The organism is Candidatus Deferrimicrobiaceae bacterium, assembly GCA_035256765.1.
In the GTDB taxonomy this organism is placed as follows: Bacteria; Desulfobacterota; Deferrimicrobia; order Deferrimicrobiales; family Deferrimicrobiaceae; genus CSP1-8.
In genome coordinates this window covers 1-14,308 of record DATEXR010000010.1, presented here as the reverse complement: position 1 = coordinate 14,308, position 14,308 = coordinate 1, and the positions used below count along the sequence as shown (strand labels likewise).

General features: G+C 66.4%; 15 protein-coding genes. 5 read left to right on the top strand and 10 right to left on the bottom strand.

Annotated features, from left to right (window positions below):
• The 6 genes from VJ307_00295 to ligA form a co-directional block, all read right to left on the bottom strand.
• Positions 1-627: alcohol dehydrogenase catalytic domain-containing protein (locus VJ307_00295; protein ID HJX72564.1), on the bottom strand; the 627-nt coding region annotated here is incomplete at its 3' end.
• A gap of 46 nt (positions 628-673) precedes the next feature.
• The gene (locus VJ307_00290) at positions 674-2,065 is read right to left on the bottom strand and encodes a sigma-54 dependent transcriptional regulator (GenBank protein HJX72563.1); all 1,392 of its coding nucleotides are present in this window, start codon (positions 2,063-2,065) and stop codon (positions 674-676) included.
• 3 nt (positions 2,066-2,068) lie between these two features.
• Positions 2,069-2,329: a hypothetical protein gene (locus VJ307_00285; protein HJX72562.1), complete on the bottom strand. Its 261-nt coding sequence runs from the start codon at positions 2,327-2,329 to the stop codon at positions 2,069-2,071.
• Positions 2,330-2,336: 7 nt separating this feature from the next.
• Positions 2,337-3,332, bottom strand: a complete 996-nt coding sequence (gene amrS / locus VJ307_00280; protein ID HJX72561.1) for an AmmeMemoRadiSam system radical SAM enzyme — start codon at positions 3,330-3,332, stop codon at positions 2,337-2,339.
• Positions 3,319-3,600: an acylphosphatase gene (locus tag VJ307_00275; GenBank protein HJX72560.1), complete on the bottom strand. Its 282-nt coding sequence runs from the start codon at positions 3,598-3,600 to the stop codon at positions 3,319-3,321. The genes amrS and VJ307_00275 overlap by 14 nt, the downstream gene beginning before the upstream one ends.
• Positions 3,601-5,676, bottom strand: coding sequence for an NAD-dependent DNA ligase LigA (gene ligA / locus VJ307_00270; protein ID HJX72559.1), 2,076 nt, complete (start codon positions 5,674-5,676; stop codon positions 3,601-3,603).
• A gap of 205 nt (positions 5,677-5,881) precedes the next feature.
• Between ligA and VJ307_00265 the strand changes: the two genes are divergently transcribed.
• On the top strand, positions 5,882-6,178 hold the full coding sequence (locus VJ307_00265) for a hypothetical protein (GenBank protein HJX72558.1): 297 nt from the start codon (positions 5,882-5,884) through the stop codon (positions 6,176-6,178).
• A gap of 16 nt (positions 6,179-6,194) precedes the next feature.
• On the opposite strand, the gene VJ307_00260 is transcribed toward VJ307_00265, so the two are convergent.
• Genes VJ307_00260 through VJ307_00245 form a run of 4 tightly spaced genes read right to left on the bottom strand, consistent with a single transcriptional unit; the run spans position 6,195 to position 9,815 of the window.
• Positions 6,195-7,382, bottom strand: a complete 1,188-nt coding sequence (locus VJ307_00260; protein ID HJX72557.1) for a phosphoglycerate kinase — start codon at positions 7,380-7,382, stop codon at positions 6,195-6,197.
• Positions 7,383-7,435: 53 nt separating this feature from the next.
• Positions 7,436-8,533 carry a hypothetical protein gene (locus tag VJ307_00255; protein ID HJX72556.1) on the bottom strand — a complete coding sequence of 366 codons (1,098 nt, stop codon included), beginning with the start codon at positions 8,531-8,533 and terminating at the stop codon, positions 7,436-7,438.
• Positions 8,530-9,141 (bottom strand): type II CAAX endopeptidase family protein, encoded by a 612-nt coding sequence (locus tag VJ307_00250; GenBank protein HJX72555.1) that lies wholly within the window; start codon positions 9,139-9,141, stop codon positions 8,530-8,532. The genes VJ307_00255 and VJ307_00250 overlap by 4 nt, the downstream gene beginning before the upstream one ends.
• Positions 9,142-9,158: 17 nt before the next feature.
• Complete coding sequence (locus VJ307_00245; GenBank protein HJX72554.1) at positions 9,159-9,815, bottom strand: HAD-IA family hydrolase; 657 nt, start codon at positions 9,813-9,815, stop codon at positions 9,159-9,161.
• A 196-nt stretch (positions 9,816-10,011) separates the two neighbouring features.
• Between VJ307_00245 and bioB the strand changes: the two genes are divergently transcribed.
• Genes bioB through bioD form a run of 4 tightly spaced genes read left to right on the top strand, consistent with a single transcriptional unit; the run spans position 10,012 to position 14,237 of the window.
• Positions 10,012-10,995: a biotin synthase BioB gene (gene bioB / locus VJ307_00240; protein ID HJX72553.1), complete on the top strand. Its 984-nt coding sequence runs from the start codon at positions 10,012-10,014 to the stop codon at positions 10,993-10,995.
• Entirely contained in the window at positions 10,995-12,188 is a 1,194-nt protein-coding gene (bioF, locus tag VJ307_00235) for an 8-amino-7-oxononanoate synthase (protein ID HJX72552.1), read from the top strand. Before bioB ends, bioF begins: the two co-directional genes overlap by 1 nt.
• A complete protein-coding gene (gene bioA, locus VJ307_00230; GenBank protein ID HJX72551.1) occupies positions 12,154-13,521 on the top strand; it encodes an adenosylmethionine--8-amino-7-oxononanoate transaminase in 1,368 nt (455 codons plus the stop codon). The genes bioF and bioA overlap by 35 nt, the downstream gene beginning before the upstream one ends.
• On the top strand, positions 13,449-14,237 hold the full coding sequence (bioD, locus tag VJ307_00225) for a dethiobiotin synthase (GenBank protein HJX72550.1): 789 nt from the start codon (positions 13,449-13,451) through the stop codon (positions 14,235-14,237). The genes bioA and bioD overlap by 73 nt, the downstream gene beginning before the upstream one ends.
• Positions 14,238-14,308 lie beyond the last annotated feature (71 nt).

Sequence of the window (14,308 nt, the reverse complement as noted above, 5' to 3'; positions counted from 1 at the left end):
CTCCTGCGCGCGCCGGATCTTCTCCGTGCTGCCGGACGTGACGCCGACGGTGAGCCCCAGCATTTTTCCGATCCGAAGCGCGGCGAGGGAAACGCCCCCCCCGATCCCGATGATGAGAAGCGACTCCCCCGGCCTCGCCTTTGCCTTGGTGACGAGCATCCGCCAGGCGGTGAGGAAGGTCAGGGGAAACGCCGCGGACTCCTCCCAGGGGAGACCCTCGGGTTTCGGGTAGGCGTTGATCTCGGGGGCGACGACGTATTCGGCGAAGGTTCCCCAGAGGTGCTCGCCGAGGAGATGAAAGGTGACGCAGAGGGAGTGCTCCCCGCGAAGGCAGAACTCGCATGTGCCGCAGTGAATGCCCGGGTTCAGGACCACTTCGTCGCCGGGCTTCACGCGCGTGACTCCCGGGCCCACGGCATCGATGGTCCCCGCGCCGTCCGCCCCCATCACGTGCGGCAGTGCGAGGGAGATCCCCGGGATCCCGGCCCGGACGAAGATGTCGAGATGGTTGAGCGCGGCCGCGCGGACCCGGACCCGCACCTGCCCCGGCCCCGGGACGGGGTCGGGAAGGTCGCCGTACCGGATCCGGTCGAGGTCTCCGTGCTCGCGGAAAAAGGAGGCCTTCACGGGCGCGATCCTCCTCGGAGGCGGTCCGTCCCGGACGGCCCCCGGGTCATGGCTCGATCTTGTTGCGGCGCATGAGTTCCTCCAGCGCGGGAACGTCGATGTTCAGCAGCTCGGCGGCCAGTTTTTTGTCCCACTCGGAGAGCGCCAGCGCCTGGAGAACCATCAGTTTATCGAGATCCTGGAGCGTGGTGCGGATTTCGGTTTCCTCCGAGGCGGCCCTGGTCTCCTCCACCGCCTTCCTTCCTCTCCGTCCATAGAGGATTTCGGGGGGCAGGTCCGCCGCGTCCACCACCGTACCCTGTTTCTTCCGCGCGGAGAGGGTCTTCACGAGGGCCATGAGCTCCCGGACGTTCCCGGGCCAGGAATAGGCGGCGAGAGCCGCGACGGCCGTCGGGCTGAATCCCCGCAGCGGTTTCTTCCGCTCCCGGTTTTCCTCGAAAAGAAAATGGTGCAGGAGGAGGGGGATATCCTCCGACCGCTCGCGGAGCGCCGGAAGGCGGATCGTCCCCGGGGCGAACAGGTCGCGAATCTTCTCCGGCACCTTTTTCCTGTCGAAAAGCGTTTCGAGATCCGACGACGAGGACGCGATCACCCGGAGGTCGAGTTCGACCTCCTGGGTGCCTCCGACTTGCGTGATCGTGCGGTCGGTGAGAAGGGTGGCGATGCGGTCCAGCACCCTTTGCCCCGCCTCCCCGACTTCGGAAAGGAAGATGGTCCCGTGGTTCGCAATCGCGAGTTTTCCCGGCCGGGGGAGCGCGGCCTCCTCGTGGGCGCCCGTCGCGTACCCGAAGAGATCCCCCTCCAGCAGCCCCTCGTCGACCCCCGCGCAGTGCACGGGGACGAAGAGTCCCGCGGAACGCGAGCTGTGGAAATGCAAGATCCGGGCGAAGAAGGAGCGTCCTGTTCCCTGCTCCCCGACCAGCAACACGGGGGTGTCCGTGTCGGAGAGCCGCTGGACCGCGGCGACGACTTCCTGGATGGGTGCGCTCGTTCCGACGACGGAGTGGAGCAGGTGGCCGCTGCGAGATTCCGACTTGAGGAAAAGATTTTCCCTCTTCAGCTGCCGCTGGACGTACGCCTTGTCGACGAGGTGGAGGACCTCTTCCGCCTGAAAGGGCTTCGCGAGGTAATGGAACGCACCTGCCCGCATCGCCTCGATGGCGGTATCGACGGTGCCGTAGCCGGTCATCATGATGACTTCGGCGTCCGCCTGGAGTTTTTTGGACGTGCGGAGCACCTCGATCCCGTCGGGGCCGGGCATCTTCAGGTCGGTGAGGACGATGTCAAAACGGCCCTGCTCGAGCTTGTCGATCCCGGAGGCCCCGGAATCGGCCGTCTGCACCTCCCACCCTTCCGTCCGGAAGAGATCGTCGAGGAAGGTGAGGACCTGCAGCTCGTCGTCCACGACCAGGATTTTCCGGTGCGAAGGAATCTTCAAAGGCTATTTCCTCCTGACTGCCCATAAAATCACCCCGCCTCCCGCAACGAGGATGAGCACGAGGGACGCCACCTCGAGTCGCCGGAAAAGGGTCCGCGTGCTCTGCTCCGCGGCGGCCCTCTCCTCGTACGAATTCCCCCCCCCGGCGACGTTGTCCGCGCAAACCGTAAATCGCGGCGCCGTCATGAGGAAAAGGAAGAAGAGAAGCGAGGCGATTGCGACCCCCAGCGCTTCTCGCCGGCGCGGGGCGAGAACGTGTATCATCCTGTATTTATACCACGAAACGGAGCACCGCGGAGCAGGAAACGCAACGGTTCCCCGCGAGACCGAAACGGTCGGTGCGGTACCCGTGCCTCCGGACGACGACCGCTCCGCAGGACGGACAGACCGTGTTCTCCGCCCCTTCCAAGGGGTAGTTTCCCACGTAGACGTACGGAAGTTTTTCCCGGGCGATCCGGTGGGCCGCGGCGAGCCGGGCGGGAGGCGTGGAGGGGGCGGTGAAGCGGTACATGGGCGTGTACCGGGAAAAGTGCAGGGGGATTTCCGGGTCGACCCCGGCAACGAAGTCCACGACGGCGCGGATCGACTCCTCCGAGTCGTTCTCCCCGGTGACGAGGAGGGTCGTGATCTCCACGTGCGTGGATTTCGCGCTTTCCCGGATGGTGTCGAGCACGGGCGCGAGCGTCCCCCCGCAGATCTTCCGGTAGAACTCCGGGTCCATCGACTTCAGGTCGATGTTCATTGCGTCCACGAGGGGGAGGAGCTCGGCAAGCGGCTCCGGCAGGACGTACCCGTTGGTGACCAAAACGTTGGCCATTCCGGCCCTGCGGAACTCCCGGGCGCAGTCCATGACAAACTCGAACCCGATCAACGGCTCGTTGTAGGTGTAGGAGATCCCCACCGCCCCCTCCCTCCGCGCCGCCCGGACAAGGTCGGGAATGGGCATGGGGGACAGGGGCACCGAGCATTCCACCAGGTGGTAATTCTGGCAGAACCCGCAATGGAAGTTGCACCCGACCGACCCGATCGACAGGATCGGCCTGCCCGGGTGGAAGTGGTAGAGCGGCTTCTTCTCCACCGGGTCGAACTGGACGGCGGACACCTTGCCGTAGGTGAGGGCGAAAAGCCGCCCCCCGCGGTTTTCGCGCACCTTGCAGAGTCCCCGTTCTTGTTCGGGGATGAGGCAGCGGTGCGGGCACAGCCCGCATCGCACGGCGCCGCCCTCAGGCCGCCAGTGGACGGCAGGGTGGAGGTCAGTAACGGACATGGAACCCTTCGTACGGTTCGACGGGGTCGCGCCAGTCCACGGCGATGTCCGTGACGACCGCGCCCGGCGGTCCCTCGCGCAGGAACGCGATGACCTTTTCCACCGCAGACCGTTCCCCCTGAAGGACCGCTTCGACCTGCCGTCCCGGGAGGTTGCGGACGTAGCCGCATACGCCGCACCGCGACGCCACGTCTCGCGTCGATGCGCGGAAGAACACCCCCTGGACGCGTCCCGACACGACCACACGGGCCTGCGTCACCGTCTTCATCTATCCCTCCGCCTCTCCCGTCATGCGCAGGAGTTCCTTCTCGGAAATCACCGGAATCCCCATCTCCCGTGCTTTCGCGAGTTTCGATCCGGGATCCGCGCCCGCCACCAGGAAATCGACCTTCCTGCTCAGACCGGCGGCGACTGCTCCCCCTTCCCTGCGCACGATCTCCTGGACCTTCGCCCTCGGCATGCCGAGGGTCCCCGTGATGAGGAACGTCTTTCCCGAGACTTTCCCCTCCCGGGGATGCCCGAGCCGGATCGTCACCTCGCGGAGGAGCCGGTCCACGGTGCGCTTCCCCTCCTCCGACGAGAAGAACGCGGAGACGCTCTGCGCCACCTCGGGACCGATTTCGTGGATCTCCATGAACTCCGCCGGGGTCGCCGCACGGACCGCGTCGATCGCGCCGAAATGGCGCGCAAGCACCTCCGACAGGTGCCGGCCGACGTGCTTGATCCCCAGACCGTACAGGAACCGGGCCAGGGTGGGGGTGCGGCTATTCTCGATCGCGCGCACGAGGTTGTCGGCCGACTTCTCCCCCAGCCGCTCCCTTCCGGCGAGGGTTGCGCGGTCCAGGGCGTACAGATCGGCCGGTTCGGACACCAGTCCTCCGTCCACCAGCGCGGAGAGGATTTTCGTCCCCAATCCCTCGATGTCGAACGCGTCCTTGGAGACGAAGTGGCGAAGCGATTCCTTCCGTTTCGCGGAGCATCCTTTCCCCGTGCACCGGTGAGCGGCCTCCCCCGGCACCCGCTCGACGGGGGAGGAACATACCGGGCAGCTTGCCGGTATTCGGAAAGACTTTCCCCTGCCCGGGTCCCCCCGTTTCGCGGTAATCGACTCGACCACCTCCGGAATCACGTCGCCGGCCCGCTGGATCACGACCCGGTCCCCGATGCGGATGTCCTTCTCGTCCAAGAGGTCCTGGTTGTGGAGCGTGGCCCGCCGGACCGTCACGCCGCGGACGTTGACCGGGGAGAGGATCGCCACCGGGGTGAGCGTCCCCGTCCGGCCGACGCTCACGATGATGTCCGTAACGGTCGTCTCGGCCCGGTCGGGCGAGAACTTGGCCGCGACGGCCCACCTCGGGGAGCGGGAGACCTCCCGCATCTCCCGCTGGAGATTCCGGTCGTTCACCTTGACGACGACACCGTCCACCTCGAAGGGAAGGGTGTCTTTGCCCTTCTCCATGGAGCGGTAGAATTCGATCACCTCCCCGATATCGCGGCAAAGTCGTGTCCCTGCCCAGTTGACCGGGAATCCCCAGCCGGCAAGCAGCCCTAGTTCCTCCCCGTGGGTGGCGAAGGAGAGGCCTTCCCCCCTGCCTGTCCCGTACACCCACAGGGAGAGTCGGCGGCTGGCCGTCACGCGCGGGTCCAGCTGGCGGACGGAGCCCGCGGCGGCGTTCCTCGGGTTCGCGAAGGTCGACTCCCCCCGCCGCTCCCTTCCCCGGTTCATCTCCTCGAAGTCCCGACGGTCCATGTACACCTCGCCCCGGACGTCGAGGATCGGGGGGGGTCCTTTCCGGATCGCGCGGGAGGAGTGCGGATCGACGGCCGTCTTCTTCCGCGGGATTTCCAGGGGGACATCCCGGATCGTCCGGAGGTTCCCCGTCACGTCTTCGCCCCGGACACCGTCTCCCCGCGTGGCGCCCCGGAGGAACCTTCCTCTCTCGTAGGTGAGTTCCACGGCAAGGCCGTCGATCTTGACCTCCGCGACGTAGCCGGAGGCGTCGACCGCCGATTCGGGGATCCCGCGCCCTTTCAGGAACCGTTTCACCCGGACGTCGAAGTCCCGCAGTTCGTCCTCGCCGAAGGCGTTCTGGAGCGACAGCATGGGAACTTCCCGGACGATCGTTCCGAACGACTCCACGGGCTGCGCACCCACCCGCTGCGTGGGCGAATCCGGGTCGAACCGTTCGGGATGGACCTCCTCGAGCTCCGTAAGCTCCCGAAACAGGGCATCGTACTCCGCATCGGAGATTTCGGGAGCGTCATCCCGGTAGTAACGCTCGTTGTGGTACCGAATCCGTTTTCGCAGTTCTTCGATCCGGGATTCGGCAGAGGCGCGGGTCATCCGTGCGTTCCTTTCGGGGGCCGCCCGGGAAAAGGGTTTGATCGGGTTCTCCTCATGATTATACAATGGAAAAAAGCGATCGCTCCTTCCTCCGCCGCGGGAAACGGCCGACTTTCGGGCCTCCCGGCGGGCGGCGTTTCGTCCGGTGCCGGCCGGGACCGGGAAGGAGCTTCGGGCCGGGGGAGGATCCCCCGGGAGGTGAACGATGAGATCGTTTCTTCGAAGGCTACGGGGGGTGGAGCGGAAGGATCCCGGCGAGAGGAAGGGGCAGTACGGAGTGGATTATGTCGGCGCGTCCGAGCTGATGCGGTTCAACCGAAACCTGCTCGAGGCCCGCAAGCACGAGAAAGTCGGGATCGAGTTCTACACGAGGTTCCTCGAGGAGGCCAACGACGAGAGGGGACAGGAGATGTACCGGAAACTCCTCGAGGAGGAGCGCCGCCACCTCCGCATGATCGAGGAGGAGATCGAGGAGCACAAAAAGCGGGGGTACTGGAGCTGAGTACTGAGCCCCCGTTCTACCCCTCCTCGAGCGCGGTGATGCCGGGGAGCCGTTTCCCTTCCAGGAGTTCGAGGAACGCCCCGCCGCCGGTCGATACGTAGGACATCCTCGAAAACAGGCCCGCCTTGTGCAGCGCCGTGTCGGTGTCCCCGCCGCCGACGATGGTGATGGCGTCGCTCTCCGCCAGGGCCCGCATCATCGAGTAGGTTCCGTTGGAGAACGGACCGATCTCGAACGCCCCGAGCGGCCCGTTCCAGACGATGGTCTTGGCGTCCTGCAGCGCCTCCTTGAAGAGGAGCGATGTGGCCGGCCCGATGTCCGCTGCGGTCCACCCGACGGGGATCTCCTGGGCGGGGACGGTCTTCGAGGCCGCCGACGCGTCGAGCCGGTCGGCGACCACGACGTCGACGGGGAGATAGAACTTGAGCTTGCGGGCGGTGGCGGTCGCGATCACCTTGCCCGCGGTCTGGACCATTTCCGCCTCGTAGAGGGAATTGCCCACCTCGTACCCCAGGGCGGCGAAGAAGGTGTTCGCCATGGCCCCGCCGATGAGGATCTTGTCCACCTTCCCGAGGACGTTGTGGATCGCCTCGATCTTCCCGGAGATCTTGGCCCCGCCGAAGACCGCCGCCAGCGGGCGTGCGGGGGAGACGAGGGCCTTCTCGAAATAGGCGATCTCGTTCTTCATGAGCAGCCCGGCGGCTTTCTCCCGGACGAACCGGGTGACGGCCACGTTCGACGAGTGCCCCCGATGGGCGGTCGCGAACGCGTCGTTCACGTATGCGTCGCACAGGGCCGCGAGCTGCTTCCCGAAGGCTTCGTCGTTTTTCTCCTCGCCGGGGAAAAACCGCACGTTCTCCAGAAGGAGGACGTCGCCCGGTTTCATCGAGGCCACGGCTTTTTGCGCTGCCTCCCCGACGCAGTCGGGCACGAAGGAAACCTCCCTCCCGAGGAGGGAGGCGAGGCGCTTCGCCACGGGGGAGAGGCTCATCTCGGGGACCACCTTCCCTTTGGGGCGCCCCAGGTGGGACAGAAGGATCGTCTTCGCCCCTTTTTCCATGGACAGGCGGATCGTGGGGAGGATCGCCTTGATCCTCGTGTCGTCGGTGATGTTCCCCGCCTTGTCCAGGGGGACGTTGAGATCGACGCGGATGAGCGTCCGCTTCCCGGAGAGATCGAGCTGGTCGATGGTCCGTACCCTCATTTTTTCCCCTCCCAGGTGGTCTTCGTGAATGGTACCAGAAAGCGCAGCCGCCGTCAGCGCCGGAGCAACCCCATCACGATCTCGAGCGCGATGAGCACGATGATGATGACCTCCAGCGTCTCGGCGCGGGCCGCCGCCGCCCGGTTGTTCAGGATCGTGTAGATGTCCTCCAGGGTTTTCAGCTGGTCGCGGATCGTCCCTTCCCACCTCTCCGTCCCCGCCTTCCTGCGCGCCTCCTCGTACACCCGGGCGAGATACGCGTCCCCGGCGACCTTGAGGGCGTTGTTGATCCTCTCCCGGACCATCGAGACGTCCATCTTGATCTCGGAAAGTTTTCGGAGCGGTTTTTCGTACGGGTCGACCAGGAGGGACAGAAGCTTCCGTCGCTTGTGCAGTTCCACCCCCATCTCGTCGATCGCGGCGTGCAGGACGCGGTCGAAGAAGCGCAGCTCGAGCATCTGCGCGTTCAGGAACTCGAGGATGTCGACCGTGTCCTGGAACCTTCGGTCGAAGACGAAGGAAGCGTCCCACGCGGAGAGGACCAGGTCGTTCTCGAAGTACCGGATCGGGTTGCGCAGGATGTCTTCGATCGCCACCCCGCTGAACTCCCCCTGTTCCAGCGTCAAAAGCCGCGCGATGTCCTGGGAAAGGCGCGCGAGGGCTTCCGACCCGGTCATCTCCGGGGCGAACGCCCCGACGTGCCATACGCGATAGTCCTCCACGATCTCCGCGAATCCCGGCCGGGTCACGGCGGGCCGGATCCGCTCGGACAGCCGGACGGCGAGATCCCGGGCGGCCTCCTCGACTCCCCCCTCGCCGGCGAGGAGAAGCGCGGTCCGGGCGTATTCCTCCCACGGCGTGTCGGGCACGGGCAGGCACAGGACGACGGAAAGCGCCCCGAAGTCGAAGATCTTCACGGTGGCCGACAGGCGGAAAGCGGAAGCGCCGGCGCGCAGCTCCACGGGTACGGGGGCAAGAAGAAGCGGCTTGGGATGGTACTGCAGGTGCTGGGGGACCGGCCGAAGGCCGGCGACCCCGGGCGATTCGGACCCCTCGGAGAGGAGGGACGCCTCCGGCAGGGAGATGTCGAATCCGACGTCATAGGCGAAAAAGAAGAAGAGGTGGCCGGACGCCACCCGGACGCCGCTCATCCCGGTCCTCCCGACAGGTAGGGAAACAGGTTGTACAGCAGGTGCAGGAGCACGGGGACGTAGATGTTGCCCGTTTTTTTCCGCGCCCACCCGAACGCGAGGGCGGGAAAGAAGGTGAGCGCCCGGTACGCCGACGCGTGAATGGCCAGGTGCCCCGCGGCGAAGAGAAGGGACGAGGCGGTGACCGGCTCCCACCCCTTCTCCTCGAAAGCGTCGTACAGGTACCCCCGGAAGAAGACCTCCTCGGGAAGGGCGACGAGAATCGCCTGGCGGAAGAGGAGAGCGCCCAGGGAGGAGACTCCCGCCCCGGGCGAGCGGGGGAAGAGGGGAAGAGGGAGAGCGGAAACGAGGAAAAAGGCCAACGCTCCCCCCGCCCCCAGCGCCAGAAAGAAGACCACGCTTTGTTTCGCGTCCGCAAGCCGGGTCCAGGTCGGCGCCCGTCCGCGCCGGTAGTACAGGAAAGGGGCATAAAGGAACAGGGCCGCGCCCAGCAGGTCGGGTTGGAACAGCGGGATCGGGGAGGGATAGCGGGAGGCAAGCCGCAGGACAAGCACGATCCCGGCGAACAGGAGGATGGCGGGGATGGGGAACGATCCGGGTGGACGCACGGCCGTAAATTTCCCCTTTATCCGATCGGGCGGATCCGCTCGAACAGCTCCGGGAACCGGTCGATGGTGAAGTCCGGGGGGTGCATGGCGAATCCCTCCGCGCCGAGTCCGTAGGTGACGCCGCACGTAGCGACCCCGGCCCCCAGCCCGGCGAGGATGTCGTTCACGGAGTCCCCGACCATGAGGGTTTCCGCAGGGGTCGTCCCCCGCTTCTCCATGATGCGCAGCAGTCCTTCCGGGTCCGGTTTCTTGCTCCCGAAACTGTCCCCCCCGCGCACGTCGACGAAGTGCCGGGAGAGCGAGAGTCCGGTAAGGATCGCCCGGGTCATGTCGATCGGCTTGTTCGTCAGCACCGCCATCTCGAAGGCGCCGTTGTGCCCGGAAAGGCTCTCCCGGACTCCCGGATAGGGGACGGTCGTGTCCAGCAAGTGTCCCCGGTAATGGGCGAGAAACGTCTCGAGGACGCGAGGGAGGATCTCTTTCCCGCCGGTCCCCAGGGACCGCAGGATGAGCGTCGAGGCTCCGTTGCCCACGTAGGAGTAGATGGTCCCGTTCGGAAGGGAGGGGAATCCGAACTCCCCCAGGGCGTAATTGACCGAATTCGCCAGGTCGACCTTGGAATCGACCAGTGTTCCGTCCAGGTCGAACACCACCAGCCGTATCTTTTTTCCCATGACCTCCCTTTCGCAGGGGAGAAAAAGAATTTCCGCTTTCTCTTATTGTAATGGAAAAACGACCCTCCCCGGGACAGGGGAATCGGGAAAGGCCCGCCCCTTCCCCTCTGTAAACCTGTCCGCCGGCATAAAGGTTGACAGCGGCGCCGGGTTCCGCCGACAATGGGAGGTCGCTGCTTTCCTGGGGAGGGGCTTCTTGGAAGATTTCTGGAAACGGATTCGGGAAAACGCTATGAGCGGGGAGGGGATCGGGGCGGAGGACGCGCTTGCCGTCCTGGCGCTGCCGCGGGAAGACCTCTGGCGCCTCCTCGACGTGACGGATGGCGTCCGCCGACGCTTCAAGGGGGACGCGATACGGCTCTGCTCCATCGTGAACGCGAAATCCGGATTCTGCTCGGAGGACTGCTCTTTCTGCTCCCAGTCCCGCCGGTCGAAGGCCGACATCCGGAAATACCCCCTCATCGAAGAGGAGGAGATGATCCGGGCCGCACGGGAGGCGAAGGCCCGCGGGGCCAGGGAGTTTTCGATCGTTTCGTCGGGGCTCGCGATGCGCAGCCGCGGTGAGCTCGAACGGGTGGGGAACGCCATCGGGCGGATCCGGGCCGAGGTGGGGATCGAGACGTGCGTGAGCCTCGGGAACCTGTCGGCCGAAGACGTGACCTATCTTCTTTCGCGGGGGCTCCGGTCGGTGCACCACAACCTCGAGACGTCCCGGAGCTTCTTCCCCTCGATGTGCACGACGCACGACTATGAGGAGGACGTCCGGGCGGTCCGGGCGGCGAAAGCGTCCGGGGCCTGGGTCTGCTGCGGGGGGATCTTCGGAATCGGCGAGACGGCCGCGGACCGCGTCGAACTGGCTGTAACGCTTCGGGAGCTTGCCGTGGACTCGATCCCGGTCAACTTCCTCAACCCGATCCCGGGGACGCCGCTCGAGGGAAGAGGGGGGCTCGCCCCCTTCGACTGCCTCAAGATCATCGGGATGATGCGGCTTGTCCATCCCGGCCGGGAGATCATCGTCTGCGGCGGCCGCGAGGTGAATCTGCGGGACCTGCAAAGCCTCATCTTCGCCGCGGGGGCGACCGGGACGATGGCGGGGAACTACCTGACGACGGCCGGACGACCGGCGGAGGATGACCTCCGGATGATCCGCGACCTGGGGTTGACCGTCCTCCCCGCCTGATGGACCTTTCCTTTCTCACCGAGGAGATTACGGCTCTCCAGGAGAAGGGGCGGTACCGCTTTCTGCGGCGGCTCTCCTCCCCCCAGGACGCCAGGATCGTGATCGAGGGGAGGGAAGTGCTGAACTTCTCTTCCAACAATTACCTGGGTCTGGCCAACCACCCGGAGGTGGTCGCGGCGCTCGCGGAGTGCGCCGGCCGCTACGGGGTCGGATCGGGCGCCTCCCGCCTCATCAGCGGGCACATGGACGTCCACGCCGAGCTCGAGGAGGCAGTGGCGCGGTTCAAAGGGGCGGAAAGCTGTCTCACGTTCAGCGCGGGGTACATGGCCAATCTGGGGATCCTGTCCACGCTCGGCAACGACGACGCGACGATCTTCTCGGACGAGCTGAACCACGCCTCCATCGTGGACGGATGCCGGCTGTCACGGGCCCGCGTGGAGGTGTACCGGCACGCGGACGTCACCCATCTGGAGGACCTCCTCAAGTCCTCCTCCTCCCGTCGGAAGATCGTGGTGACGGACAGCGTCTTCAGCATGGACGGGGATATCGCGCCGCTTCCCGACCTCGTTACGGTCAAGGAGCGGCACGGGGCGATCCTGGTCGTCGACGACGCCCACGCCACGGGGGTGCTCCCCCCCCGCGGGCGCGGTTCCGCGGATCACTTCGGCCTCACCGGCCGGGTCGAGATCCAGATGGGGACTTTCTCGAAGGCGCTGGGCACGTATGGCGCGTACCTGTGCTCCACGCGGAAGATGGTCGACTACTTCATCAACAAGTGCCGGCCGTTCATCTTCAACACCGGCCTTCCCCCGGCGATCGCGGGGGCGACGCTTGCCTCGCTCGGCCTCCTGGTGCGTGAGCCCGGGCGGCTTTCGGCCTTGTGGGAGAACGGGAAGACGTTCCGGGGGGAGATGGAGGCGAGGGGGCGGAAGGCCGGTTCGGACACCGCCATCGTGCCGATCCTCGTGGGGTCCGACGAGGACACGATGGCCGTTTCCCGGGCGCTGTTCGACCGGGGGGTGTTCGTCCACGGAATCCGGCCCCCCACGGTGCCGGAGGGGACGGGCCGCCTGCGCCTGACGCTCATGGCCACGCACACCGAAGAGATGGTACGCACGGCGGCGACAAGGATCGACGAGGCGCTTCGGGAGAGAGAAATTGGAGCGGACGGGACGGCTGCAAACCAGGGATAAGGCGACGATCTGGCACCCCTTCACCCAGATGGCGGACTGGGAGAAGGACGACCCGCTCGTCATCGAGCGCGGCGAGGGAAACTACCTCTTCGACACGGAGGGGCGGAAATATTTCGACGGCGTCTCGTCGCTTTGGGTGAACCTGTTCGGGCACCGCAGGAAGGAGATCGACGACGCCATCCGCTCCCAGCTCGACCGGGTGGCCCATTCGACCTTCCTGGGGCTGTCCCACGCTCCCGCGATCGAACTCGCGGAGAAGCTTCTGGCCGTCGCCCCCCCGGGGCTCTCGCGCGTCTTCTATTCCGATAACGGATCCACCGCGATGGAGATCGCCATCAAGATGGCGTTCCAGTACTGGCGCCAGCAGGAGGGAGGGGGACGGGCGAGGCAGGAGTTTCTCACCCTCTCCGAGGCGTACCACGGCGACACGATCGGCTCCGTTTCCGCCGGCGGGATCGACCTCTTCCACAAGATCTTCCGCCCGCTGCTGTTCTCGACCCGGAGGATTCCCGCCCCCCACTGCTACCGCTGCCCCTACGGCCTGACCCGGCCTTCCTGCGATCTTTTCTGCGCGGAGCGGATGGAGGCGGAGATGCGGGCCCGGAAAGACCGGCTCGCCGCCGCGATCGTCGAACCGCTCGTGCAGGGGGCGGCGGGGATGCTGCTGATGCCGGAAGGGTACCTTGCGAGGCTCCGGGCGGTGACGCGGGAATGCGGCATCCTCCTCATCTGCGACGAGGTGGCCACGGGTTTCGGGCGGACGGGGACGATGTTCGCCTGCGAGCAGGAGGGGGTCGCGCCGGACATCCTGGCGGTCGCCAAGGGGATGACCGGCGGGTACCTGCCGCTGGCGGCCACGCTCGCGACCGGGGAGATCTACCGGGCGTTCCTCGGACGGTACGAGGAGTTCAAGACGTTTTTCCACGGTCATTCCTATACCGCCAACCCCCTCGGATGCGCGGCCGCGATCGCGACCCTCTCGATCTTCGAGCGGGAGGAGGTCCTCCCCCGGGTGTCCCGCCTCTCCGAGACGATGGCGCGGGAGCTTGCGGAGCTGTCCGGGCACCGGAACGTGGGGGAGATCCGGCGGAAGGGGCTGATGGCGGGGATCGAGATCGTGGCGGACCGCGGGACCCGCGAGCGGTTCCCGGCGGGGGAGAAAATCGGTCAGCGCGTGGTCCGGAAGGTGAGGGAGCGCGGAGTCATCCTCCGCCCCCTGGGCGACGTCATCGTCCTCATGCCGCCCCTCTCCTCCTCCGAATCGGAGATCGAGTTCCTGGTCCGCTCCGCCGCCTGGGCGATCGAAGCGGTTCTTGGGGGGGGACACTCCTGAGCCGGGAAAAGATAATAGCCAGGAATGTCCCCCGGAAGGCCATCCTTGTCACGGCGACCGATACGGGGGCGGGGAAAACGTACGTCTCCTGCCTGCTCGGGAAAGCGATGCGGCGGGAGGGGCTTGCCGTGCGGCCGCTGAAGCCGGTGGAGTCCGGGTGCGAAACCGGCGCGGACGGCGCGCCGTTCCCGGCCGATGCCTCCCTCCTGCGGGAAGCGATCGCCCCGCGCCTGCCCCTCCCCGAGGTCTGCCCGTATCCTCTATCGGCCCCGCTTTCCCCCCACCTTGCCGCGCGCCGGGACGGAGTGACGATCGATACCGGGCGGATCCGTGCGGCGATCGCGGGGGCGGCCGAAGTCTCCGACATCGTCTTGGTGGAGGGTGCGGGAGGAGTCACGGTGGAGATCCGGGAGGGGTATTCCTTTACCGACCTGGCCAGGGAGGCGCGTCTCCCCGTGCTGGTGGTGGCGGAGAATCGCCTCGGGGTCCTGAACCACCTGAAGCTCACCACGCACTATCTTCGGGCGGAGGGGCTTTTCCTCCTCGGGGTGATCCTCAACGACCGGACCGCGGAACGGTCCCCGGCGAGGGAAAGCAACGAGGGGGAGGTGCGACGGATCGCGGGGGATCGGTACCTCGGGAGGGTCCCGCACGGCGCGACCTTCCTCCCCGAGGGGATCCTCTCCCGGTTTCTCCAAAGCTTCCCCGCGTTCTAACCCTTTCCGGCCGGATTTCCTTATATAATACCGCCCATGTCTCCGCGGCCCTCACGCACCCCCTTCGAGCG

Coding starts and splice junctions, on each gene's coding strand:
- VJ307_00275 (HJX72560.1), bottom strand. CDS start 3,600: ATGAAGACGGTGACGCAGGCCCGTGTGGTCGTGTCGGGACGCGTCCAG.
- VJ307_00245 (HJX72554.1), bottom strand. CDS start 9,815: ATGGGAAAAAAGATACGGCTGGTGGTGTTCGACCTGGACGGAACACTG.
- ligA (HJX72559.1), bottom strand. CDS start 5,676: ATGACCCGCGCCTCTGCCGAATCCCGGATCGAAGAACTGCGAAAACGG.
- VJ307_00260 (HJX72557.1), bottom strand. CDS start 7,382: ATGAGGGTACGGACCATCGACCAGCTCGATCTCTCCGGGAAGCGGACG.
- VJ307_00255 (HJX72556.1), bottom strand. CDS start 8,533: ATGAGCGGCGTCCGGGTGGCGTCCGGCCACCTCTTCTTCTTTTTCGCC.
- VJ307_00285 (HJX72562.1), bottom strand. CDS start 2,329: ATGATACACGTTCTCGCCCCGCGCCGGCGAGAAGCGCTGGGGGTCGCA.
- bioF (HJX72552.1), top strand. CDS start 10,995: ATGGACCTTTCCTTTCTCACCGAGGAGATTACGGCTCTCCAGGAGAAG.
- amrS (HJX72561.1), bottom strand. CDS start 3,332: ATGTCCGTTACTGACCTCCACCCTGCCGTCCACTGGCGGCCTGAGGGC.
- VJ307_00265 (HJX72558.1), top strand. CDS start 5,882: ATGAGATCGTTTCTTCGAAGGCTACGGGGGGTGGAGCGGAAGGATCCC.